Annotated in this window: 28 protein-coding genes; 12 read left to right on the top strand and 16 right to left on the bottom strand. The window is 36.6% G+C overall.

Features of this window, described 5'->3' with window-relative positions; translation table 11 throughout:
• Positions 1 to 129: 129 nt before the first annotated feature.
• The 10 genes from JO178_RS01945 to JO178_RS01900 form a co-directional block, all read right to left on the bottom strand.
• Positions 130 to 1209: a nitronate monooxygenase gene (locus JO178_RS01945; protein WP_291930873.1), complete on the bottom strand. Its 1080-nt coding sequence runs from the start codon at positions 1207 to 1209 to the stop codon at positions 130 to 132.
• A gap of 11 nt (positions 1210 to 1220) precedes the next feature.
• Positions 1221 to 1943 (bottom strand): nuclear transport factor 2 family protein, encoded by a 723-nt coding sequence (locus tag JO178_RS01940; RefSeq protein ID WP_291930871.1) that lies wholly within the window; start codon positions 1941 to 1943, stop codon positions 1221 to 1223.
• Between the two features lie 73 nt (positions 1944 to 2016).
• Positions 2017 to 2751, bottom strand: a complete 735-nt coding sequence (locus JO178_RS01935; protein WP_291930869.1) for an SDR family oxidoreductase — start codon at positions 2749 to 2751, stop codon at positions 2017 to 2019.
• Entirely contained in the window at positions 2748 to 2975 is a 228-nt protein-coding gene (locus JO178_RS01930) for a 4-oxalocrotonate tautomerase family protein (protein WP_291930866.1), read from the bottom strand. Before JO178_RS01930 ends, JO178_RS01935 begins: the two co-directional genes overlap by 4 nt.
• A gap of 10 nt (positions 2976 to 2985) precedes the next feature.
• A complete protein-coding gene (locus JO178_RS01925; protein ID WP_291930864.1) occupies positions 2986 to 3522 on the bottom strand; it encodes a YceI family protein in 537 nt (178 codons plus the stop codon).
• A 75-nt stretch (positions 3523 to 3597) separates the two neighbouring features.
• Positions 3598 to 4179 carry a Crp/Fnr family transcriptional regulator gene (locus JO178_RS01920; RefSeq protein WP_291930862.1) on the bottom strand — a complete coding sequence of 194 codons (582 nt, stop codon included), beginning with the start codon at positions 4177 to 4179 and terminating at the stop codon, positions 3598 to 3600.
• Positions 4180 to 4357: 178 nt separating this feature from the next.
• The gene (locus JO178_RS01915; RefSeq protein ID WP_291930860.1) at positions 4358 to 4864 is read right to left on the bottom strand and encodes a GNAT family N-acetyltransferase; all 507 of its coding nucleotides are present in this window, start codon (positions 4862 to 4864) and stop codon (positions 4358 to 4360) included.
• A complete protein-coding gene (locus JO178_RS01910; protein ID WP_291930858.1) occupies positions 4865 to 5296 on the bottom strand; it encodes a RidA family protein in 432 nt (143 codons plus the stop codon).
• A gap of 47 nt (positions 5297 to 5343) precedes the next feature.
• On the bottom strand, positions 5344 to 6222 hold the full coding sequence (locus tag JO178_RS01905; RefSeq protein ID WP_291930856.1) for a transporter substrate-binding domain-containing protein: 879 nt from the start codon (positions 6220 to 6222) through the stop codon (positions 5344 to 5346).
• Positions 6223 to 6362: 140 nt separating this feature from the next.
• The gene (locus JO178_RS01900; protein ID WP_291930854.1) at positions 6363 to 7790 is read right to left on the bottom strand and encodes a PLP-dependent aminotransferase family protein; all 1428 of its coding nucleotides are present in this window, start codon (positions 7788 to 7790) and stop codon (positions 6363 to 6365) included.
• A gap of 216 nt (positions 7791 to 8006) precedes the next feature.
• On the opposite strand from JO178_RS01900, the gene JO178_RS01895 reads away from it, so the two are divergent.
• Positions 8007 to 9266 (top strand): divalent metal cation transporter, encoded by a 1260-nt coding sequence (locus JO178_RS01895; protein WP_291930852.1) that lies wholly within the window; start codon positions 8007 to 8009, stop codon positions 9264 to 9266.
• Positions 9267 to 9359: 93 nt separating this feature from the next.
• Here the strand turns inward: JO178_RS01895 and JO178_RS01890 are convergent, their stop codons facing one another.
• Positions 9360 to 9638, bottom strand: a complete 279-nt coding sequence (locus JO178_RS01890) for a hypothetical protein (protein WP_291930850.1) — start codon at positions 9636 to 9638, stop codon at positions 9360 to 9362.
• Between the two features lie 86 nt (positions 9639 to 9724).
• Positions 9725 to 9895: a lmo0937 family membrane protein gene (locus JO178_RS01885; protein WP_291930849.1), complete on the bottom strand. Its 171-nt coding sequence runs from the start codon at positions 9893 to 9895 to the stop codon at positions 9725 to 9727.
• Between the two features lie 383 nt (positions 9896 to 10278).
• Here JO178_RS01885 and JO178_RS01880 point away from each other — a divergent pair, with 383 nt between their 5' ends.
• The gene (locus tag JO178_RS01880) at positions 10279 to 10731 is read left to right on the top strand and encodes a PA2169 family four-helix-bundle protein (RefSeq protein WP_291930847.1); all 453 of its coding nucleotides are present in this window, start codon (positions 10279 to 10281) and stop codon (positions 10729 to 10731) included.
• A gap of 112 nt (positions 10732 to 10843) precedes the next feature.
• Complete coding sequence (locus JO178_RS01875) at positions 10844 to 11386, top strand: type 1 glutamine amidotransferase domain-containing protein (protein ID WP_291930845.1); 543 nt, start codon at positions 10844 to 10846, stop codon at positions 11384 to 11386.
• Between the two features lie 173 nt (positions 11387 to 11559).
• On the opposite strand, the gene JO178_RS01870 is transcribed toward JO178_RS01875, so the two are convergent.
• Positions 11560 to 11859 (bottom strand): hypothetical protein, encoded by a 300-nt coding sequence (locus tag JO178_RS01870; RefSeq protein ID WP_291930843.1) that lies wholly within the window; start codon positions 11857 to 11859, stop codon positions 11560 to 11562.
• A 284-nt stretch (positions 11860 to 12143) separates the two neighbouring features.
• Positions 12144 to 12842 (bottom strand): DUF1826 domain-containing protein, encoded by a 699-nt coding sequence (locus JO178_RS01865; protein WP_291930840.1) that lies wholly within the window; start codon positions 12840 to 12842, stop codon positions 12144 to 12146.
• 285 nt (positions 12843 to 13127) lie between these two features.
• Here JO178_RS01865 and JO178_RS01860 point away from each other — a divergent pair, with 285 nt between their 5' ends.
• From JO178_RS01860 to JO178_RS01825, 8 genes are all read left to right on the top strand, one after another.
• Positions 13128 to 13778 carry a helix-turn-helix domain-containing protein gene (locus JO178_RS01860; protein WP_291930838.1) on the top strand — a complete coding sequence of 217 codons (651 nt, stop codon included), beginning with the start codon at positions 13128 to 13130 and terminating at the stop codon, positions 13776 to 13778.
• Positions 13779 to 14085: 307 nt separating this feature from the next.
• Complete coding sequence (locus tag JO178_RS01855) at positions 14086 to 14304, top strand: hypothetical protein (protein WP_291930837.1); 219 nt, start codon at positions 14086 to 14088, stop codon at positions 14302 to 14304.
• A 66-nt stretch (positions 14305 to 14370) separates the two neighbouring features.
• Positions 14371 to 14940: a hypothetical protein gene (locus JO178_RS01850; protein WP_291930835.1), complete on the top strand. Its 570-nt coding sequence runs from the start codon at positions 14371 to 14373 to the stop codon at positions 14938 to 14940.
• Positions 14937 to 15383 carry a DUF1573 domain-containing protein gene (locus tag JO178_RS01845; RefSeq protein ID WP_291930833.1) on the top strand — a complete coding sequence of 149 codons (447 nt, stop codon included), beginning with the start codon at positions 14937 to 14939 and terminating at the stop codon, positions 15381 to 15383. Before JO178_RS01850 ends, JO178_RS01845 begins: the two co-directional genes overlap by 4 nt.
• A gap of 210 nt (positions 15384 to 15593) precedes the next feature.
• Positions 15594 to 15863, top strand: a complete 270-nt coding sequence (locus tag JO178_RS01840; protein WP_291930831.1) for a hypothetical protein — start codon at positions 15594 to 15596, stop codon at positions 15861 to 15863.
• Positions 15864 to 15930: 67 nt separating this feature from the next.
• A complete protein-coding gene (locus JO178_RS01835) occupies positions 15931 to 16677 on the top strand; it encodes a GLPGLI family protein (RefSeq protein WP_291930829.1) in 747 nt (248 codons plus the stop codon).
• Positions 16665 to 17546 carry a GLPGLI family protein gene (locus JO178_RS01830; RefSeq protein ID WP_291930827.1) on the top strand — a complete coding sequence of 294 codons (882 nt, stop codon included), beginning with the start codon at positions 16665 to 16667 and terminating at the stop codon, positions 17544 to 17546. The genes JO178_RS01835 and JO178_RS01830 overlap by 13 nt, the downstream gene beginning before the upstream one ends.
• Before the next feature lie 410 nt (positions 17547 to 17956).
• Positions 17957 to 18814 carry a YXWGXW repeat-containing protein gene (locus tag JO178_RS01825; RefSeq protein ID WP_291930825.1) on the top strand — a complete coding sequence of 286 codons (858 nt, stop codon included), beginning with the start codon at positions 17957 to 17959 and terminating at the stop codon, positions 18812 to 18814.
• A gap of 117 nt (positions 18815 to 18931) precedes the next feature.
• Here JO178_RS01825 and JO178_RS01820 read toward each other — a convergent pair whose 3' ends face one another.
• Entirely contained in the window at positions 18932 to 19516 is a 585-nt protein-coding gene (locus JO178_RS01820) for a YdeI/OmpD-associated family protein (RefSeq protein ID WP_291930823.1), read from the bottom strand.
• A gap of 228 nt (positions 19517 to 19744) precedes the next feature.
• Between JO178_RS01820 and JO178_RS01815 the strand changes: the two genes are divergently transcribed.
• On the top strand, positions 19745 to 20977 hold the full coding sequence (locus JO178_RS01815; RefSeq protein ID WP_291930821.1) for a hypothetical protein: 1233 nt from the start codon (positions 19745 to 19747) through the stop codon (positions 20975 to 20977).
• A 64-nt stretch (positions 20978 to 21041) separates the two neighbouring features.
• Here JO178_RS01815 and JO178_RS01810 read toward each other — a convergent pair whose 3' ends face one another.
• Positions 21042 to 21890 carry an alpha/beta hydrolase gene (locus JO178_RS01810; protein ID WP_291930819.1) on the bottom strand — a complete coding sequence of 283 codons (849 nt, stop codon included), beginning with the start codon at positions 21888 to 21890 and terminating at the stop codon, positions 21042 to 21044.
• Positions 21891 to 22064 lie beyond the last annotated feature (174 nt).

Genomic DNA, 22064 nt, shown 5'->3' with positions numbered 1-22064 from the left:
ATTGATACAAAAAAATGATGATGTAGATCAATGATTTTTAATGAAAGTCAGCTTTCAGATGAACTTATCGTTCAGTTTGAATTAAGCAATAAATGGAATATCACATAGAAGATCATTCTTTTACAGGTCTTATATTTCCCCATAAAACCTGTTGGTTTCCTCTATCAAAGATGCCATCAATTCACCTGCTTTTGTATGTTTTAAGTTGGGTGCTATCTGTCCTCCCCAAAACAGAACCATGTCCCATTTCTCTTTTTCTATAGCAGCTTTTCGTAAAGTAGACATGAATTGAGATTGCAATGGGAAAGGCAGAAACTCTTTTTCTTTTCCCGATAATTCCCTGGTAATTCTATTGCTGATACCTCTTCCCAATCTACCGGTATAGGAACGCGTAAGCACTGTATGCTGCGCTTTCTCTGAGAACAACATCTGTCGATGAATGGGGAGAGCATCTGACTCCTGACAGGCGAAAAACGCTGTACCGATCTGTGCCGCATCTGCTCCTAAAGCAAAAGCAGCTGCAATACCCTTTCCTGTTGCAATACCACCCGCAGCGATTACCGGTATTTTCACTTTCTCCCGAATCAACTGGAGCAATACAAAAGTTCCTGTGACTGAATCTTCTGCTGTATTTAAAAATGACGGACGATGTCCTCCTGCCTCAAAACCGGAAGCTACAATCATATCTGTTCCTGAAGCTTCCAACGCTAATGCTTCTTCCAGAGTAGTTGCAACACCAATTGTCGTAATTCCTTTTTTTCTGCATTGTTCTACAATATCTTCTGATAAGATCCCAAACATATAACTGAATACTTTAGGCCGAATATCCAGTATTGCCTGCATTTGATTTTCAAAACGGGATTGAAAAGGAGACGGTTTCGGAGGCAGATCAATTGCAAGTTCTTCAAAATAGGGTTTGAATATTTTGACAGTCCGATCGTAAAGTTCATCAGAAACTCCTTCATCAGGAATATCGTGATCCGAAACCCATAAATTCAGATTATAAGGTTTATCGGTAGCAAGTTTTATCTTATTGTTTATTTCAACAATTTCCTGTGGAGTATTTGTATAAAGTCCATATCCACCCAGCCCCCCGGCATTTGAAACCAGTGCCGTTAATTCTACTGACGACAGGTTTCCACCAAATGGGCCTTGTAAAATAGGATACTCAATTCTCAATAATTCAGTTACTCTCGTTCTGTTCCACATAGGCTTATACTTTATAAAACAGGTGTTAATTCTGTAAGATACACAACTTCAATCTTGTCATCTTCAATTTTACCTTTTACCAATTCAAAGAAATCCCTGGAATAGCCTGCATTTTTATGCAGTTCAAACGCTTTGTCATCATCATACACCTCATATACAATTACTTTCTGCGGTGAATCTTTCTGAAAGGTTACCACAAATTGCTGACATCCGGTTTCTTTATTACTTTCATTTTCCATTATATCCAATCCCTTTTTCACCTGATTTTCAAAACCCGGCAGAATAGTCATTGTCGCCATAAGAGATGTTTTTGGATTTTGCTCTTTTTTAAAGCTTTCTCCAGTCTCATCTGCTATGTCTGAGATCATCTTATTTACCAACAGCCATTTCCCATCAATTCTATGAAAAGATAAGAATTCCTGATAGATAAAATCATACATTGTTACTTTCACCTCTGCGTATGCTATTGAATTAACTGCTTTTACAGAAAGAATCTCTCCTTTGAAGGGGTTCCCTGAATCTTTGGGGCTCTGACGGTTTTTGACACCCTCAAGATAGTCTTTCAGATTTTTAGCGTAAGGTTGCCCTTTTACATCTCCAAAAAGTAATGTAGCAGGATGATAAACGGTGCTTAACAAAGCGGTATCTCCTTCAAAGATTCCTTTAAAATAAATATTTTCCAATAGCTGAGATATCAAGTGTACATCTCTTTGCTGAGTGGTTTGTGTTTCCATCTTGATTTGATTTTGTGCTTTACTACCCCACCATAAGAAGGATAGTAAAGCGGTTAAAAATATTGTTTTCATGTTAATGCAGGTGATATCCGGCTCCCATGCCTCCATCTACATTGATGATGGCACCGCTGATAAAGTTGTTTTTAGCCACGGTATATACCATTTCTGCTATATTTTCAACTTCACCTACCCGGTTAAGCAGATGCAGACCTGCCATTTTATCGCTATAATCACCATGCATAGGAGTTCTGATCACACCGGGAGCAATCGTATTAATACGTATGTTCTGTTTTCCAAATTCTGCGGCCAATTGAACAGTAATCGCATGTATTGCTCCTTTACTTGCAATAGGAGCCGCCGCCGGAGCACCTCCTAGTCCGGTATTTACCAGCGGAGTCCCGATATTGATAACTGCACCACTATGTTGTTTCAACATTTGTGAGATAACGGCCTGCGTTGTAAAGAAAGTGCCTTTTAAATTGGTATTTAAAAAGCGGTCTAAATAAGATTCATCGACCTCCAGAAACGGTTTGTTTTCAAAAATCCCTGCGTTATTTACCAATACATCCACACTTCCGAACCTGTCTAAAGCAACAGATACCAGCTCCTCGCCAGTCTTTTTATCTTTTACATTGCCTACGACCATTGCAAGATGTTCTCCTGCTCCTAACTTTTGATATACTTTTTCTAATTTTTCCGGTGTTGTTGAGTTGATGACAACATTGTCACCTTTATCCAGAAAATATTTTGCGACTGCTTCACCAATACCGGAAGAAGCTCCTGTTACGATTACAGTATGTTTTTTCATTGTTTTATTTTTTTTGTAGCTGTTATTCCCTTTTCACGTAAGACTGATACCTGGTCTCCTGCATATCCCCAATCATCCAGTTCTATTTCCTGTATCACAACGTGAGTAAGATGAGGATCTTTATTCAATACATTGGTTAGAAGATCCGTAATCCCTTTTATCAGTTTTTGTTTCTGCTCGCGGGTAACCCCTTCGCGGGTCAGCTCAATCTTTACGTATGGCATGGCAACTGTTTTATGCTGAAACCGGTTCTGTTACCAATTTCGCAGTTAACGATACATTAAGTTCAAAATCATTGTAAATAAGGGTATCTCCCAAGTTCTGAAAGAAGTTTCCTGAACGGAATTTAATTCCAAATTGCGTACGGTCAACGATCATCTTACCTGAAGCGGTCAGAGTGTTATCATTAACTGCTACGGTCATATCAAACCCAACAGGATTCGTAATTCCTTTGATGGTAAGGCTGCCTTCAACATGATTGTTGCTGACTTTAGAAATCTCAAAATATGATTCAGGATAACGATCAATACTGAAAAAATCATCTGAAGCCAAATGTCCTGCAAATTGTGCATTGGTTTCAGGATCAGTAATGTCTAAAATTGTAATAGAAGCAGTATCTACGATGAACTTTCCGCCAGCAAGCTGTCCATCCGATACAATAAGTTCACCCTCTTTAAGATTAATAGTTCCGTTATGGGCTCCGGTTACTTTTCTGCCTACCCATTCAATGTTGCTCTGTGCAACTGCGACGTTGAATTTTTGTGTTCTCATTGCTTTGTATTTAAATTGTTTTAAATTTCCAATACAAAGTAACCATGAGTTGACGGGGAAGTTAGGTGATCTACATCACTTTTTGTCTGACTGGTAAAGACGACTCAATGTTTCCCTGGAAACACCAAGGTAAGAGGCTATCAAATGCTTTGGAACAAGACTGTAAAGTTGAGGATACATTTTAAGGAGTTCTTCGTAGCGGGTTTTGGTATCATTATTCATCAAAGAAAGCAATCTCTTCTGAGAAGCAACATAGCCTCTGTTGGTACGCCAACGAAAGAAATGCTCCATCTGATGAATCTCCCTGCATAATTTTTCTCTGTCGGTATTGGATAACTGCAGCACTTCGGCATCGGTAATACAGTCTATGTTTATCTTGGCCTTTGTCTTACCATACAGCGCTTCAAAATCTGATGCCCACCATGTTGGCATGGAGAATTGGAGGATATACATTTTTACCTCATCATTGATATAAAAAGACTTCAGGCATCCGGCGATTACAAAATATTCATGTTCTACATCATCTCCCTCGCTTATGATCACCTGGCCTTTTTTGAATGAAAGAGGCTTGAAATGCGACAGAACATATTCAAATTCATCATCAGTCAGCACTGCTGTCCTGGAAATATACTCTTTTAAAATATCTGCTCCGTGCATATTGATCCGTTTTTTGATGGTTTAAATTTAAACAATAAAGTCAAGATATATCGAGATTATTATTTTGTCACCCGGCTTCTTTAAATAATAAAGCCATTCTATGAGAATGGCTTTATATCAATTTATCATAAGATCAAACAAAAATTTTCATCTATTCTATGTTATTTGGGTTTCAATCTTATAGCTTTATTTCAAACAAACTTACGGTTGCCTTGTTATAATGGGCAGGAAGGCCTTCTGTATTTTTTAGTTCTGATAAACCTAAAAATTCAAATCCACATTTGGAATAATAGGAAATAAGGCCGGTATTATTTCCGACAGTATCCATGCGAACAAAGACTTTATCATTTTCTAATGCATATTGTTTTGCCCAATCTGCGATCCGTTTCACTAAATTCATTCCTTTAAATTCAGGATTACCGGCAATTCTGTGGATATAAACAGCCGGATCTGCATTGCGTTCCTGCCATATCTGTGGATCATCAAACGCAACGGCCCAAATGCAGGCAATTTTATCTTCAACGGTAATTTTGCACTGTCTTCTTTCTGAAATTTCCTGCATGATCAAATCCCTTGAAAATTCAGGCCAGCAAACCTGTCCTTTTAATTTCATATAGGCTGTAGCCCCACGATATAATCTGAATATTTCATCTATATCTTCTGCTATACTATTCTGGATTTCCATTTAATGCTCTTTATTATTTTGATAAGGAATCACTGCAGTTACTTCTACTTCCAGCATAACATCTTTTCTGAAAAGTTGCTTTACCTCAACGGATGTTTGTGCAGGTGGCTTTGTTGTATCAATATAGCGGTTCCTGATGGTTCTATATTTAGGAAGATTGGAAATATCCGAAAAATAGTTATTAAGCTTTACAATATTTCCCATATCTCCGCCGGCCCTTCTCAATATTTTTTCAATAGTTGAGAAAATAAATTCGGCCTGATGTTCAAAATTATTCAAGCCAACAGTGTTACCTTCTGCATCCAAAGCAAGTTGTCCGGACAGGATGAGCATTTTAGACGTCCCTAAATCGATTTCAACATATTGGGAATATCCGAAAGAAGAAATATCATTATACCGGATCTCTCCTTTTGTTAATTGTTGTGCCTGCATCGCCATAAAGTTTGAGAAAAAAATTAGAATCAATATAACCTTCCTGATCATTTTGCATCTGCTACTTCATCGATTTCGGTTGCTGTAATTCCATACTTTGCCATCTTTTCACGATGTTCCGGAGTTCCCAGGAACTGATGCAGTTGTTCATTCACAGCCTTCAGCAGTTCGGGATTATTTTTACTGAATGAAAATCCCCCTACTGTTACCTTTTCATCCTTACCGATTTTATGCGCCACAGATTCCAGTCCCGGGTTTGCTTGGGCAATAGAATGATTACCAAGAGCTGTAGCAGCAAATGCATCAATTCTTCCGCTAAGTAAAGCTTCTACGGCCTCATGCTGATCTTTCAGAAAAATAATCTGATGATCTGTTACCCCTGCGGCTTTAGCTCTTTGAAGCTGTACCTGTCCCGGTATAATACCCAGTCTGGCGTCAGCACGTAAGGCTACTGCTTTATAATCTGTCAGTTGTTTCGGGTTGCCCTGAAGAACAACGAAACCGTCTCCAAGCGCCCAAACAGGAATGCTGAATGCTACATCTTCTGAACGTTCAGGAGTTACGAAAATCGGAACATTCATATCCCAGCGGCCCGTCTGTACTCCTGGTAATAATTGTTCAAATGTAGTATGTTCGTACACGATATTCGTTATCCCAATGGCCTGTAAAATCACTTCGGCAAGCTCAATATCCGCTCCTTTCACCTTTCCGTTTTCATCAGTCCAATAAAATGGCGGTTCGTCAATATAAGCAATTCTGATTTTGTTTTGTAATCCCGGAGTTACAGGAAATGTTGTCGTTGATTTTTGATTTTCCATTATTTCTGAATTAATCTGTTTTGTTTTATTTGAATTCACACGATTCTGAGCCTGAAGAGCTGTAAAAGCTGGTATTCCCATCAGGAATATCCATATTATCTTTCTCATATGACCAGTTCTTTTCTATATTATTATGCTTCGGGATATGATATATCAAAGGTAATACAGAAAGCTTTATTATAACAGATACAGAATCTGAATACTTTCATGTAACAGATTGATTGTAAAAATGAATGAAAAGTTTTAAACTACTTTTGTAAAGGAGGTTTTGAGAATAGCTCTCCCAATCTTATCAATGCTTCTTCAACTTTTGTCTCCCACAAGCTGGAATAGCTCAACCGCAGACAGTTTGTATAATCTCCTTTGGAAGAAAATATTTCACCCGGAGCATAGGAAATGTTATGTTCAAATGCAATGGCAAGAAAATCGGATGTATTGATCTGACCGGGAAGTTCTACCCAAAGATAGACACCTCCTTCGGGATAGGTAAGCTTAGTTCCTTCCGGAAAATATTGTTCTATTATTGAAATAAAGTGATGAGCATTCTTCTGCATTTCCGTCCTGAATTTCCGAAGATGCCTGTCAAAACCTCCTGATTGTAACAACTGTACTATTACACACTGGCCCATATTATTGGTAGAATGGTTGAGCATTGATTTTACCCGTGATACTTCATAGCTAAACCGTCCTGCAGAACACCAGCCAATTCGGAAGCCCGGGGCAAGTGTTTTTGTAAAAGAGCTGCAATACATCACCCATCCGTTATTATCATATGATTTGATGGTGTCCGGGCGTTTTCCTTTAAAATAAAGTTCTCCATAAAGGTCATCCTCTATAACAGGAAGCTGGAGATCATCAGCCAAAGAAGCAATTGCCTTTTTATCTGATGTGCTTATACTTGCATTGTCAGGATTATTAAAGTTGCTGACGATGACACAGGCTTTAACCGGCAGCTCTTCGCAGACTTTCTTTATGTCTTCAACACGGATCCCGGTAAGCGGATCTGATGGAATGGTTGCAATATTGAGATGCAGACATTCTATTACCTGCATGATTCCAAAGAAACAGGGATCCTGTACAAGCACTGTATCACCGGGATTGGTAACGGCTCTCAAACAGCACAGTATGGATTCTAATGCTCCATTTGTAATGATGACTTCACCTGCATGCGTATTTCCTGTCCAATGCCACGACCTTTTTGCAATTTCTTCCCGTAATATCGTATTCCCATTTCGATTTTCCAAGCCGAGATAACTTCCCGTTACATCTCTTGAAGTCTCCTGAATTGCACGCTTAAGTGTATTGTAAGGAAGTAATCTGTTATCGGGAACGGCATTTGTAAAGGATACAAAATTCTTACCTGAACCTTCAAGCGGCAATTGCCGCAACAATTTATCTATATGGATGCTTCTTGAAGAAACATGTAATGGCATTGTTGCCGGAGGTAATAACTTTTTCTCAACTTTATTATTTACAAAATATCCCGATTTTTCATGGGAAACCAATAGTCCTTTATCTATCAAATAATTGAATGACTGTAAGATGGTTCCAACGCTCAGTCCTTTTTTCTTATGCAGGCTTCGGAGCGAAGGCAGTTTATCACCCGGCTTATAAATACCTGATGTAATCATTTCTTCGATCTTACTGGCAAAAGTCACATAAATAGGCTCCTTCATAACATATTAATTGTTACAGCTAAATTTACAAATTTATATCCTGTTACAGAAAAATGTGGTTTTTTTGTAAATCAAACTCATTAATTATTACATATACAAACGTTTGAATCCGGGTTGTCGTTTTATACTATATAATTTTAAAAACCGAAAATGACAGAATAAAAGATCTAAATTTTCATTAACTTTAATATAATTAACAATTAGCATTAGACTTCCATGTTAAAAAAGAAGAAAGATCATCTAAAGATCATTAGTTTTTTTAAAAAACTGGGCCCCGGTCTGATTACCGGAGCAAGTGATGATGATCCGTCAGGTATCGCCACCTATTCGCAGGCAGGAGCTCAGTTTGGGCTTTCCACACTTTGGACCGCCGTATTAACTTTTCCACTTATGGCCGCTATACAGGGAATGTGTGCAAGAATTGGGCTGATAACTTCACAGGGGCTAACCGTAACACTTAAACAGCATTATTCAAAACCACTACTGTATGGCATGCTTCTCTTTAGTTTTCCTGCAATCACCTTAAATATTGGTGCTGATATTCAGGGCATGGGAGCGGTCGCCCATATGATATATCCCGCGTTGCCTGTATCTGTTTTTTGTGTTATCATCACAGCATTACTCCTTTTTATCATTATCAGATACCCCTATCAAAAAATAGCTATGATCTTAAAATGGCTGTGTCTCAGTCTTCTGCTTTATATCATTGTTCCTTTTATGGTTGGACAGGACTGGCTTTTGGTTGCAAAAAATACTTTTATCCCTACTTTAAAATTTGATAAAGACTTTCTTTCCATTATAGTAGCCATTCTCGGAACAACGATTTCACCCTATCTTTTTTTCTGGCAGACCACTATGGAAGCCGAAGATCAAGCCCATAAAGGAGTATTGGTTGTAGATAAAAAGATTCTGAGCGAAATGAAAACAGACGTAAACCTGGGAATGCTGCTTTCTAATCTGGTCATGTTTTTTATGATTCTGACGACAGGAACAGTACTATTTAATGGTGGAATACATCAGATCAATACCGTTGACCAAGCCGCCCAGGCACTTGAACCCCTTGCCGGAAAACTCACTTATTTTATTTTTGCTACCGGTGTATTGGGAACCGGCCTCCTGGCCATCCCTGTCTTGGCCGGTTCCCAGTCTTATATGCTGGCAGAAACCTTTGGATGGAAAGCCGGGCTGGACAAGAAATTTTCTCAGGCAAAGCCTCTTTACGGATCTATAATCATCTCATTACTGGTGGGCCTATCCCTTGATTTTTTTGATGTAAGCCCTATCAAGGCACTCTTGTATACCGCAATAGTTTATGGACTGACAGCTCCTGTAATGATAGCAGTCATCATGCATATCGGTAACAATAAAAAGATAATGAAAGAGTACACCAATTCGAAACTGTCAAATATTTTAGGTGGTATCACCCTTATCTTAATGACCGCAGCTGCAATTGGGCTCATCTATTTTCTTTTCTGAGATTGAGAATTATAATTGAAATTATCTGTTCAAATTATTGGATAAAGTCAAGATTTTTATACGGTTGAAATAATTACGTAAGAATCAGAACTTCTAATTCTGAGAATCATCAATTAGTATTTCAGTATGAGCAGATATTCTTTTATCAGAAAAATAGAAAACTATTTCTTTCGCCTTTTCAAAATCAATATAATGTAATCGATGCTCCATACTGATTCCTTTCCGTAGAGACAATACCGCTTCAAGAGGCTCAGGCTGGAAAAATTTTAAGAACCCCTGATATTCTTCTTTCCTCGAATATTTAACTGTAATTCGTTTTATTTCACTAGTATCTTTTATCAGATCATTAAATAGTGCTGGTGCAATAGTCATAGTTTTTTGGTGTGTTTATTAAAACTTTAGCTTCCTCTTTAGCAGGGAAACCAAAGTTAACTTATATCAAACCTACTTTGAACCGATCAGTTTAAGGGTTTTCTGCCGGAAATAATATTGATTAATACGACAATAATGGCGATAACAAGCAATACATGAATAAGGCTTCCGGTATCCATCCCGGGAATAATCCCCAACATTCCTAAAATCCATGTAATAATACAAATAACGGCAATCAGCCAAAGAATACTTCTCATAATAATAATTTTTTAGTGTTCATTGTACTATACAAGAATGCTGCCTTTTTGATGAAAGGAGAAATTCCCCCCAAAAACAACTAACAATAAACCACTGATAATCAACAAATTTTATGTGAATAAAAATATTACAGACCATTTTTAGATAATTCACATTTACAAATTAAGGTTCTGTTTTTAAAACAGATCATTCTATACAGGGGCATTTCAGTTCCAGAACTCGGGACACTTGCCTGAAGTTGTTATTCTATAAGGAGTTGAAAGAAACTTATAATTATCTCTTTAGAATTTTAAGACTTTTTTAAATACCACATCTTATCAAATAGCCTGTTTAAGGCATAACACTTGTAAAGTAAATACTACCATTTTAAAAATATAAAAGTATGAACAACGAAAAAACAGTTTCAGTATTAAATGATTTACTGAACATTACAAACGACAGAATTCAGGGGTTTTCTAAAGTTGAAGACAAGGTATGGGATCAATATCCTCAATTAAGAGCTGATTATGATACCATGGTATCACAGTCACACACTATGAAAAACGAACTGACTCATCTGATTACCGAGAGAGGAGGCACACCGGAACAATCCGGATCTACTGCTGGAGCCATCCACAGAGCCTGGATTGATATTAAAAATTCTTTTGCAGGAGACAGCGCCAATGCAACATTAGGAAATGTAGTCTATGGAGAAAAGGCGGCTATTGATGCTTATGAAAAGGCATTAGAAAGCGGCGACCTTTGCCCGCAAAGTTCACAGGTCGTACTTCAGCAGCTTCACCAGCTGAAAACTTCTCATGATAAATTTCAAAATCTTGAAGAAATAAAGAAGTAAAGAAAACTCCGCTTCCCAGATGAAGCGGAATTTTTTTTGTAATGATCGGCAGCTTTATCAATGCATGAAGATTCAGCCATACAATTAATTTTATCAACACAAAAATATAATTATGTCAAAAAAAATCGCCATACTGGCTACCCACGGCTTTGAAGAAAGCGAATTGAGTTCACCCAAAGAGTACCTGGAGCGCCAGGGATGGACCGCCCATATAGTAAGTCCTGAAAACGGAAGTATTAGAGCGTGGGCAGAAAAAGACTGGGGAAAAGAATATCCGGTAGATCAGACTTTAGACAATGCACGGGCATCAGATTATGATGCGCTAGTACTGCCGGGAGGTGTTATTAATCCCGATCAGCTAAGAACCAATGAAAAAGCAATATCCTTTGTCAAAGATTTTTTTGCTCAACATAAACCTGTGGGTGCTATCTGCCATGGTCCTCAAGTATTAATAAACGCCGGGCTGGTTGAAGGCAGAGATTTAACCTCTGTTAACTCCATCAGTCAGGATCTAAAAAATGCAGGTGCCCACTGGAAAGATGCTGAAGTTGTAGTCGATGCCGGACTTGTAACCAGCAGAACTCCTAAAGATCTTCCTGCTTTTAATTCAAAACTTGTAGAAGAGATCAATAAAGGAAAAGATAATGAAGAATAAAGTGATCCTATTATGTCCTTTATAGAATTAGGTTAACCTATATCTGAACACATTCAATAAAATAGTATATAAATATACCTTATTTAAATTTAATAACGTATACTTATTTTAAGAATGTTTAGCTAAAAACAATGGCTGGAACTTTTGATTTCCAGCCATTTATATCTCACTAATTAATTAGTCTTTTTTTTCCATTCTGCTTTTACATCTTCAGCAGCATCTTTTGTTTTTTCCCAAGCATCATCTGCTTTGTCCTTTATATCTTCCCAAGCATCAGATATGTTGGACTTTACTCTTTCCAGCCAGTCTTCCTGGGTTGCTTCCTGATCGTTATTTCTTTTTTCATTGATATAGTCTTTCGCTTTATCGGCTAAATCACTAACCTTCCATTTCGCATCATTAGCCGCATTTTTTAACGTTTTCTCCGTCTCATTCACTGCTTTTTCTGCTTTGTTGTAATCTGAATTATTCATAATAAAATATTTAGGTATTTAGTATATAAATAAACAATCTCTATGCCTAAAAAACAATTCGTATGTTAAGATTTTCTTAAAATAAATAAACAGACTGATTGACAGATTGCAGAAGGCTGAATATTTATTTTTCAAAAAGAAATAATTATTATAAACCACACTTACCAACAGGGGTAGTTTTCAAGTTTTGAAGACCATAAAAAGGAAAAGTCTGTGGGTGTAATAATTAACATATCTTTAAACGGTATGAGAGTATACCCTATTGATGTTATTAAGAAAACGATTTAACAAATCAGAAGCAATCTGCATTCTCCTTTATTTTCTACAGGAGCCCGATGAATACAGGGTAAAACCTCTTGTCCGGGATGATCCACAGACAACCTCCAAAGATGACCTAATCCTAAATTTACAGGTTGAGCATCCGTTTTCGGCTGATAATGGAGATCAAAATAATATTCCTTTAAAAATTCTTCAAATTCCTCTTCCGTTCCGCTGTGCAATTCTTTGAGCTTTTCTCTGATCTCAGGAATGAGAATTTTTTGTAACGCCTGATTATTGGGCAGGATATCACTAGCAGCTCCGTAATAAGTACACAAAAAAGTACTTGTAGCAATAGGCGAACGGTCTACATGATAAGAATAAACATCTGTTGAAATAAAATCAAGCTCTTCGTCGCGTTCATATTTTTTAAGCAGATTAAGGGAGGGAGACGCTCCGGATTCTGTTAATAATTTCAGATCACTGAGTATAATTTCTCTTGCAGCATTCCCTTTTTCCGATAACTGAAGGGATAAAAGATCTCCTGCGGAAACTTCTGTAATATTATCTTTTAGGTGAAGCTGAGACACAATTTCTTTAAAATCACCATCTAAATTCCTCTCCCAGCAAACAGCATTCACATCCCCATGAAAATCAAGACGGATAAGCTCGGCAAAGGAAGAAACAATTTTGATTTGACTGCTGTCAGAAAATCTGTTGCCCATAGGTGTGAATAAAAATTATTTGTTAGCGTGATAAAACAGCTACAAAAATACCATTTAGATTGTAAAAACCGGCAATATCTTTCCTATTTAAAAATCATAGTATAAGTTTCATTAACATATTTATTCCGTCTTATCCGACATCTATTGATATAGATTTATAAATTTATATCAGCTTTAGAAGATTACCTAGTTTAAATTAAATAAGTTTATGGTTCACAGATAAAAATCAAATCATTAAGATGATTTTTTGGAGTGTTCATTTTTACCATCTAAGCATTTAAACTGATGAAATTAAAATTTTGTTTTCTTGTATTTGTTTTCTCCGGATTACTGTATGGGCAATACCATGTGGATCATCATCTGGAAAAGCAATTCTATAAAGGAGCTTTGGCAATTGCGCTTCTACTAATAATCCGGCTGTATTTTAAATCAAAAAGATCCGAAAAAAAACACCCGAAAATTACCCAGGATCACCTCCATTCCATTTATAAAAAAGCTGAAACCGAAAACAATAAAAAAGAGGATTTTCAGGATCGACTTACCAATCCGGTACAATCCGCCGACGGACAAAATAAAATAAACAGAGTTACTTCAGAAGAAGTCGCGAATGATATTCTGAAAGAACTTCATTCTTTTGAAGCTAAAGAGCTTTTTCTTAAGAAAGGGATCACATTGGACAGTCTGGCCAAGCAAATAAAAACCAATTCCCGGTACCTGTCGGAAGTCATCAATATTTATAAAGCAAAAAATTTTGCGACATACCTGAATGATTTACGTATAGATTATGCGATCGGCAGACTGGCAGAAGATCAAAAATTCAGGTCTTATAAAATACCTTTTATTGCAGAAGAATTGGGCTACAATAATGAACAGGCATTTGCCATGGCATTCAAAAAAAGAACAGGAACCACCGTTAGCAATTATTTAAAAAAATAATCCGCTTAAAGGTTTAAATAAGTTGAATGACTGTATGTATTTGCATTCCTGTATTCTTAAATTTAGACTATAAATTCTTAAATCTATAAATTAATCATTTTATTATTTCCGTAATTTCCAACATATTTGTCTCAGACAGAACATCAGTCGGTCCTTTTAAACAGATGAAAACCAACATGGAATGACTCTCATTAAAAGAATTTAAAAACATGATGAATTACAATTCGTGAAGATGCCTGATATCACATGGAAGCGAATTATAAATAGTGTAATTAATATTATTTTTTAAAACTAAAAACTTTTAACCATGAAAAAAAAATTATTTATCGCAGCATTCGGTATTTTGTCATTAGCGTCAGTGATGTCCTTTGAGGCGTCATCAGAAGCAGGATCATCAGATTCAACGGGTAGAAAATTCTGGGGTTGGTCAGACTGGAACTGCTCCGGAAACGAATATCTGACGTGCTGTACAAGAACCCATTATGTTTTATGGATGGAAAATAGTTACGATGTACAATGTAACTAAATAAAATGTGATAATTTTACATTGAGGGATCAAAAAAAGGTCCCTCAATTTAAAACTAATAATTCGATGAAACAGGTAATTTGCCTTCTGATGATTACAATGAATACTTATCTGTATTCTCAGTCTTCAACAGAAATCCCGGAAATTGTTATCACAAAAAATAAAACGACCAAGACTGAAAAAAAGCTCAAGGTTAAATGGCTTCTTAAAGAAAAAGAAGAGCTGGTTACCTTTATCCCTAACCCTGAAGGTGAAGATCATAAGATTAAAGAAATCTCTTTTAGAATAGCCAATCTATCTGCCGAAAAAAACACGATTATCATCAAAGTTTATTCTCAAAAGGATCATTTGCCGTCTGAAGAGATCTATTCAAAAAAAATCAATCTGGATCCTAAAGAAGAAGCTAATAAGATCAGTTTTAACGAAATCAATAATCTATTCAGAAAAGATGGAATTTTTATAGGATTTGAGTACGGACCGCGAAAAGACAATGAAGGTATCTATGTCTTTACAGGAACGGTAAACAATCCTTCCACCTATATACGTCAATCAAATAGCTGGAGTCTTTTTATGAATGAAAACGCCTTCCTTCAGGAACAATTCAGAAAAGTGGATATTTATTTAAAAGTAAAATGAGGATTTATTTATTATTATTTATAACGATTGCAACGGTATTATCATGCAATAAAACCCCTAAACCTGTTATCCACCTCAGTGAAGATCAGGAAATGAAAAAATACGAAAAGTACGACAAATCACAGCTGGGTAAAATTCAACTCAACAGCTTTTATGATGTAGATACGATCAGATCTTCTGTTGTAAAAATTGACGTTCCTGTTTACAATTCCGGAACTAAGACGATCAATGACCTGTTTCTTAAAACGACATGTGACTGCACAGGAGTACATGACTATAAAAAGACGCTCTTACCAGGACAAAAAGATACTCTCAAACTCAGTATTGACCTTTCCAAAGAACGCGGATATTTTTCAAAAAAAGTCATTCTTTATGGTACTTTTTATCCGTACAAAAGGGTTATAGAGGTCATCGGGTACAGAAGCAAACCCATGAAAAAATAAAAGAACCGAAAAAACACCTGTATTTCAATTTTTAATTTCAGCAGCTTCCATCTTTTTTATTTTTTCAAACACGATTTACCCCCCAAGACGTAGTGCGCAGTACGGCCAAAGGGCTTAAATACAATCAAATCAAGTTTATTTATTAAGGGAGCCGGGAAAAAGTTTCCACCTGGCTTATTACCACTTAATTAGGAAACGCATAATTTTGTTATGAAAAAACTATTTTTTGCTTTAGCTCTTGGATTTACAGGACTAATGAGCGCAAACATGACTGCATCAGCTACAACGGCAATATCCACAGCCAAAATGACAAGTGAAGTGAAGTATTATGGAGGATGGTGCGAGATAAAAGTCTACCGTATCAATGGTGATGGCTCCCAGACCCTGGTTAGCTATTCCTATTCTTATGTAGAATCTGAGTCAGCATGTAACCAAAAAGCACAGGATATGCTTTCTGAAGCATCTTCAGGTCTGAACTAATTAAAATTAAAGCATAATCCCGGGAATTGCTATCCCGGGATTATTAATAACCTGTCACTGAAAATATATGATTATAAGAATAATTCCATTGATTGTCATTTTCTTTTTTTGTACTACCTCTGCACAAAAATTCAAAGAAAACTATGTTTTTACAGTTAAAAATAATTCCGCAGGAACCTCTTTTGAGTTTCCGGGAGTTTTATTTTATGATGCAAAAAACAGAACCAAACTTTATACTGCCGATTTTGGGATCAAAGATAAAACCAAGAACACGACAGAGTTTGAAACCGGTTCTTTTATTATTATTTCCGATAAAAGCTTTCAATACATACTCTATTCAAATTCAGAAAATCGGGTAATTATTCAGGACAACATTCAGGGGAAAAATTACATTTTAGAAGATTCCCCCGCTATGAAATGGCAATTATTAAATGAAACCAAAACCCTTAACGGTACTACCCTTCATAAGGCAGTCACTTTCTTTAGAGGTCGAAATTACACGGTGTGGTACACCCCTGAAAGCCTTGTAAAAACAGGTCCGTGGAAATTTGACAATCTTCCCGGATTAGCTGTCGAAATCTATGATGAAAGCAAAGATTTCATTTGGCAGCTAAAAAGCTCTGAACACTATACTCAGCCCATTAAAAACCCTTTTAATGACTACAAAGGAGACCCTTTACCTTACAAAGATTATCCTAAGCTGCGATATGCCCTGTCCCCTGCTTTAGAAAAAGCTTTACAGCAAAACCCCAATAATAAAATTGTTGAACAGCCGAGAAACGGTCTCGAAATAAAATTTGAATGGGAAAAATAATTTTTAAAATCATATACACAGTTCTTTTCATCGCATATGCTCATTTTTATCATGCGCAGAACATCCATGTTTTTTATGAGTTAAAGTACAGATCCGCGTCAAATGATACCACGGTCAGAAAAGAGGATATGCTGCTCACTATTGATGCAAAAAGTCAGAAATCCATCTTTCAGAGCCGGGGTAAAACTGTAAATGATTCAATTTACAGAGCGATCAATTCTGAGCCCAATCCAAGCTCCTCCTTTATCAGCAATCTGGAACAAAAATTAATTCCATACTCTTTTTACGGAAAAATAATTAAAAACCCGGCAGAAAATTCATACCTCAGTATCGAGTCCGTGATGAGAAATTTATATAAGGTTCCGTATCAGTTTAACACTACATGGACCTTACTTCCGGGTACAAAAAAAATATTAAAATACGAATGTAAAAATGCCAGTATTGAATTTGCCGGCAGAAAATGGATTGCCTGGTATTCTTCTGAAATCCCATTAACTGACGGCCCTTACAAGTTCAGGGGGCTTCCGGGCCTGATCCTTGAAATTTCATCTGTTGATGGAGATTATACTTATACCCTGAGAGGTTTACAAAAGTCTGCACCATCATCAAATTTGATTCTTCCCAAAGCCATTGCAGTTAATACAAAGGAACTGATGAAATTAAAGGAAAATACAGCAAAAGATCCGGCGGCCTCGTTCAGACAGTCGATGGCCGGCTTCAATAAAGAAAAAATGGGAATAAGCATCAGTTACAACGGTGGTCTTCCGCGAACTGACAACGAAGCCGCTGAAGCGATCAATCAGGAGATATGGAATTGGCTGAAAAGTCATGATAATCCCATTGAAAAAGGAGATATCTGGCTAAAGTGAATCCATTCTCTGAAAAATGATACGTTTCCCGAAATCATCAACTTTTTTCTTCTTACTTCACGACTCCATTCTTTGTGTTACAATTAACGTTACACCTATTGTTCCTTTATGTTTTTTTCACTATATTGCATACCATAACAACTGTACTGTCAATACTTTATATTGTCATTTTCACTGAGTTTTAATCAATATGATTGACCTATATTTTTTTGTTATATCCGTTGATATAACAGATTATAGAGAAAGAATGTTATTAATAAAAGAGAAAACTGACTCTTCAAGTTTTTAGTTTATTAAAGATACATTAAATCATTAATAGCGTAAAATCATACTTTTTAGCTTTTAAATCGCATTTTATTTATAACCTCCCGGAGGTATATTTTTATTCATCAATTTTTAAATCTTTTTTTATGAAAAACAAAGAATCTTCCTTTCATGAGAAACTATTCCTGATGAAAGAAATTAATGAATTTAAAAATAATGATCTTCTTCATGAAAATTTTTATTTTAAGCTGAAAAAACTACTGGTCATTGCAATAATAACTTTATTTGCAACGGCTTCAGTTTTTGGACAGAATACCGGTTATATAGATGACCGGGCTTCCATAAGTGTAAGAACAGAACTAGCTCCGCCTCCGTTACCGGATTATGTACAACCTCCATGTCCCGGCGACGGCTATTTGTGGACTCCAGGCTATTGGGCATGGGCCACGGGTGGGTATTACTGGGTAGCCGGAGTCTGGGTACTCCCCCCGGCCATCGATTTATTATGGACACCGGGATATTGGGCGTTCTATGATGGCTTTTACGGATGGCATCCCGGATACTGGGGTTCAAGAGTAGGCTATTACGGAGGAATAAATTACGGATTCGGATATTTCGGAAACGGTTTTTATGGTGGCAGATGGGACAGAGGACATTTCATGTATAACACTTCAGTCTGGCGGGTAGATAAAAATGTTCACAATACCTATATCAATAAAGTCAACATCGTCAATACCAACCGAATGAGTTTTAACGGGGATAAAGGAGTTAATTATCATCCCAATAAAGATGAAATGGACGGAATGCGGGATAATCGGATTTCTGCGAGTAAAGAACAGATGGATCATGAAAGAAATATGGGAAACAATACGAATCAATTCCATAATAATTCCGGACCTGCTATCCATAGTATGAATTTCCCCGGCGGACAGGGATTCGATGAAAGAGGAAGAGAAATGAGAATGGGAGGAATGAGAAGCGGAGGCGGCCGAGGAAGAAGATAAACCCGTTTATCTTCTTATACCTTAAATAATATAAAAACCGTCTCAACTTATCAGCAGAAGACGGTTTTTTCAACATCCTAAAAAATTGCAATACGGTGACGCCAAGCCATTTTCATTTTATACAAATCTTTCAGGTTTCATTCTTTTTCCGGCATTGATCACAATTTCCTCAATACGTCTTTTTCGGGTTTCAGGACGCTTAGCCATAGTAATCCATTGTAACATCATCTTTTTTAATGAAACACTCAGGCTTAAAAAGTAATCTCTTGAGCCGCTATGATTTTTAAATTCTTCATTCATATCTTCCGGAATGATCAGCTTTTCAACTTGATCAAGAATCGTCCATGAACCATTTTGTTTTGCTATTCTGATCACATTATACCCAGCGGGCATCATAAGACCATTCCTGATCAGTCTTTGAACTTTCTCTTTATTAATTCTTGACCAGGTGCTGTTAGATTTCCGTTTACTAAACAATTGCATGAAAGAATTCTTATCAACGGTTCTTCTTGTACTGTCAATCCAACCGAAACAAAGTGCTATGTCAACCAGTTCACTCCAGCTTACTGAAGGCAAGCCCGATTTCATGGTATTACAAACAAGCCAGACTGATTGCTCAGACTGATGATTCCGCTCCAGCCACTCTTGCCACTCTTCTTTTGCATTCAGATAAATACGCTGTCTTTCAATTATTGTTTTCATATCAGATTATTTTCAGATGTTTAATATTCCTTTATTCCGGGAGGTTAAGTAAATTTAAAAAGAATTAGTGACAACAGTTTGTCAGTAGCATTTTTTTAAATAGTAAATATTATAAAACACTGGAAAACAGGCAATAAGAAAAATCTTTCATCATAACACAATAAGGATCAAACTATTTATTAAAAACATAAGAATTTATATGTAATATTGTCGGGTAAATTCATAACAATGAAAAGAATCTTCATTTGTTTTTTTATTATTACTTTTTCTCTTTTTTGTAAGGCTCAGATAAACCCGCCACAACAATTAAGTGATACCATACATACAACTGAAGTACCACAAAAAGACATTGTAGATGTTCTTCACAGAATACTGCATAAAAAAAACAATGCAGACACTGTAAGAGCAGGAAAAAAATTCAACTGGTCATTTATTCCGGCTGCCGGATATACTTTACAAACGGGCTTTGCCGGTGTGGTAAGCGGAAATATCGGCTTCTATCAGCAGGGAGCCAAAGATCAGAAAATTTCCAACATCAGCACAAGCTTTACCTACTCCCAGTATAAGCAGATTATATTCCCTTTATATTCCAATATCTGGACAAAAGGAAATAAAATAAACATCATCAGTGATTTTAAGTACCTCAGTTATCCTTCTGAAATTTACGGATTGGGAGGAAAAAGAATATCAATTGAAGCCAATTCCAATACCGCTTATACGGTCAACTTTGAATATGTCAAGCTCCATCAGTCGGTAATGTTCAAAATTTTAAAAAACTTTTATGCAGGAGGTGGTATTTTTTATGATCAATTCTGGAATATTAAAGTTACAGATTCTTTAGGAAAAAGGATCAGCCATCTTCTCACCCGTGATTTACAATCATCTGAAAGAGCCTCCGGTATTGCAGTTAAAGCTCTTTTCGACAACAGAATCAATCAGATCAATCCTCAAAACGGAGAATACATAAGCCTCACCTATCGCCCTAATTTTACCTTTATGGGAAGCCAGACCAACTGGTCATCTTTACAGATTGATGCCAGAAAATACATCCGGTTTCCTGCATCTTCAGAGAATGTACTTGCATTTTGGGGATTTGCCTGGCTGAATACCAGTAAAAACGCACCCCCATACCTAATGTTACCAAGTACCGGCTGGGACGACCAGAACAACATAGGACGAGGATATATTCAGAGTAGATTTCGTGGACGAAACATGTATTATTATGAAAACGAATACCGTTTTGCTATCACCAGAAACGGCTTGTTAGGAGGTGTTGTTTTTGCCAACGTACAGTCTTTCTCCGCCGATCTTTCCGATGAATACAAAAAACTACTTCTCGGATACGGACTAGGTGTACGAATTAAACTCAACAAACACAGCAATACCAATCTTTGTGTTGACTACGGTTTTGGAAAAGACAACTCCCATGGCTTCTTCGTAAATATTGGAGAGGTATTTTAAACCTGCCATTCTGCTTCTGTTCATATCTCACAGAAAATGGCAGGATAAAGCTTACAGATTTTTCTTATTCAGATCCGGATAAAAAGGCCGTTATCTTATCCGCAAGACCTATCAAAACATGCCCTTTTTCAGAATCAATAAAAGACTCAACATCCGGAAGTAAATGCCGTAATCTTGTTTCTATTTTTTCAGAATCTCTGATAACATCATACTTCCCACCTATAAAAAGAGTTGGATTTGTAATTTTCTTCAACTCATCATCAGAAAAAATATACTCCTTATCCATTCTTGAATTCACAGACTGCTGCATCAAGGACATAAAATCCAAGACTGACTGATCCGGTTTTTGATTTCCAATAATCAGCTGATTGATTTTATTTTTTCCATATTTTCCCAAAAGAGAATACAATACAGCCTTAAAAATAAAACTCCCGCTTGTAGGTACAATTCCCGCAGGAGAAAGAAGAATAAGCTTTCCCGCCTTACCGGAATATTTAACAGCAAATTTTACAGCAATCCACCCTCCCTGAGATAATCCTACGATATCAGCAGTTTCAACTTTCAGTTCCTGAAAAACTTCATTCAGCCAATCAGCATAATCCTCACCGTCATAAGGCAACCTGTTAGCATCACTTTTCCCGGGCTCACCCATACAATCAACCGCATAGATCATATAATTTTTAGAGTACACCGGAAAATCTTTCAGCCATGATGTTGCATTCGAATTGGCACCATGAAGTAAGACAAGCTTCGGCTTAGCCGGATCTCCATAGCCTAAAACATGAGTCTCTCCAAAATTTGTATTAATAATCCTCTGCTGAATATTTCCGTTAAAATCAGCCAACGAATGATCATATTGTCTTATTACCTGCTTTTGACTATCATCAGATATAAAGACAGCTTCCTGTTTCATAATATTTTTTGTTTTTGATTTACTATTTATTAATAACAAAATCAACGATTCAAAATTCTATCTCTCAGATCAGAAACCTAATCTCCAGTTTACATCAAGCCTTTTCATTCAATCACGAATCAGCGACAGAAAGAAATTTAATAAAGTGGTTTTGTTTTTTAATTATATTAATTT

This window comes from Chryseobacterium sp. (genome assembly GCF_019236175.1).
Taxonomy (GTDB): Bacteria; Bacteroidota; Bacteroidia; order Flavobacteriales; family Weeksellaceae; genus Chryseobacterium.
Note: the sequence above shows the minus strand (reverse complement) of the source record. Positions and strands in the feature narration are given on the sequence as shown.

What these genes read in the sequence shown, in the direction of transcription:
- JO178_RS01895 (WP_291930852.1), top strand. Translation starts at nt 8,007, where the DNA reads ATGTTAAAAAAGAAGAAAGATCATCTAAAGATCATTAGTTTTTTTAAA.
- JO178_RS01940 (WP_291930871.1), bottom strand. Translation starts at nt 1,943, where the DNA reads ATGGAAACACAAACCACTCAGCAAAGAGATGTACACTTGATATCTCAG.
- JO178_RS01885 (WP_291930849.1), bottom strand. Translation starts at nt 9,895, where the DNA reads ATGAGAAGTATTCTTTGGCTGATTGCCGTTATTTGTATTATTACATGG.
- JO178_RS01905 (WP_291930856.1), bottom strand. Translation starts at nt 6,222, where the DNA reads ATGAGAAAGATAATATGGATATTCCTGATGGGAATACCAGCTTTTACA.
- JO178_RS01810 (WP_291930819.1), bottom strand. Translation starts at nt 21,890, where the DNA reads ATGAAACAGGAAGCTGTCTTTATATCTGATGATAGTCAAAAGCAGGTA.
- JO178_RS01935 (WP_291930869.1), bottom strand. Translation starts at nt 2,751, where the DNA reads ATGAAAAAACATACTGTAATCGTAACAGGAGCTTCTTCCGGTATTGGT.
- JO178_RS01875 (WP_291930845.1), top strand. Translation starts at nt 10,844, where the DNA reads ATGTCAAAAAAAATCGCCATACTGGCTACCCACGGCTTTGAAGAAAGC.
- JO178_RS01865 (WP_291930840.1), bottom strand. Translation starts at nt 12,842, where the DNA reads ATGGGCAACAGATTTTCTGACAGCAGTCAAATCAAAATTGTTTCTTCC.
- JO178_RS01925 (WP_291930864.1), bottom strand. Translation starts at nt 3,522, where the DNA reads ATGAGAACACAAAAATTCAACGTCGCAGTTGCACAGAGCAACATTGAA.
- JO178_RS01920 (WP_291930862.1), bottom strand. Translation starts at nt 4,179, where the DNA reads ATGCACGGAGCAGATATTTTAAAAGAGTATATTTCCAGGACAGCAGTG.
- JO178_RS01860 (WP_291930838.1), top strand. Translation starts at nt 13,128, where the DNA reads ATGAAATTAAAATTTTGTTTTCTTGTATTTGTTTTCTCCGGATTACTG.
- JO178_RS01930 (WP_291930866.1), bottom strand. Translation starts at nt 2,975, where the DNA reads ATGCCATACGTAAAGATTGAGCTGACCCGCGAAGGGGTTACCCGCGAG.
- JO178_RS01870 (WP_291930843.1), bottom strand. Translation starts at nt 11,859, where the DNA reads ATGAATAATTCAGATTACAACAAAGCAGAAAAAGCAGTGAATGAGACG.
- JO178_RS01845 (WP_291930833.1), top strand. Translation starts at nt 14,937, where the DNA reads ATGAGGATTTATTTATTATTATTTATAACGATTGCAACGGTATTATCA.
- JO178_RS01890 (WP_291930850.1), bottom strand. Translation starts at nt 9,638, where the DNA reads ATGACTATTGCACCAGCACTATTTAATGATCTGATAAAAGATACTAGT.
- JO178_RS01820 (WP_291930823.1), bottom strand. Translation starts at nt 19,516, where the DNA reads ATGAAAACAATAATTGAAAGACAGCGTATTTATCTGAATGCAAAAGAA.
- JO178_RS01880 (WP_291930847.1), top strand. Translation starts at nt 10,279, where the DNA reads ATGAACAACGAAAAAACAGTTTCAGTATTAAATGATTTACTGAACATT.
- JO178_RS01910 (WP_291930858.1), bottom strand. Translation starts at nt 5,296, where the DNA reads ATGCAGGCACAACAATTAACAAAAGGAGAGATCCGGTATAATGATATT.
- JO178_RS01840 (WP_291930831.1), top strand. Translation starts at nt 15,594, where the DNA reads ATGAAAAAACTATTTTTTGCTTTAGCTCTTGGATTTACAGGACTAATG.
- JO178_RS01945 (WP_291930873.1), bottom strand. Translation starts at nt 1,209, where the DNA reads ATGTGGAACAGAACGAGAGTAACTGAATTATTGAGAATTGAGTATCCT.
- JO178_RS01815 (WP_291930821.1), top strand. Translation starts at nt 19,745, where the DNA reads ATGAAAAGAATCTTCATTTGTTTTTTTATTATTACTTTTTCTCTTTTT.
- JO178_RS01850 (WP_291930835.1), top strand. Translation starts at nt 14,371, where the DNA reads ATGAAACAGGTAATTTGCCTTCTGATGATTACAATGAATACTTATCTG.
- JO178_RS01900 (WP_291930854.1), bottom strand. Translation starts at nt 7,790, where the DNA reads ATGAAGGAGCCTATTTATGTGACTTTTGCCAGTAAGATCGAAGAAATG.
- JO178_RS01855 (WP_291930837.1), top strand. Translation starts at nt 14,086, where the DNA reads ATGAAAAAAAAATTATTTATCGCAGCATTCGGTATTTTGTCATTAGCG.
- JO178_RS01915 (WP_291930860.1), bottom strand. Translation starts at nt 4,864, where the DNA reads ATGGAAATCCAGAATAGTATAGCAGAAGATATAGATGAAATATTCAGA.
- JO178_RS01825 (WP_291930825.1), top strand. Translation starts at nt 17,957, where the DNA reads ATGAAAAACAAAGAATCTTCCTTTCATGAGAAACTATTCCTGATGAAA.
- JO178_RS01835 (WP_291930829.1), top strand. Translation starts at nt 15,931, where the DNA reads ATGATTATAAGAATAATTCCATTGATTGTCATTTTCTTTTTTTGTACT.
- JO178_RS01830 (WP_291930827.1), top strand. Translation starts at nt 16,665, where the DNA reads ATGGGAAAAATAATTTTTAAAATCATATACACAGTTCTTTTCATCGCA.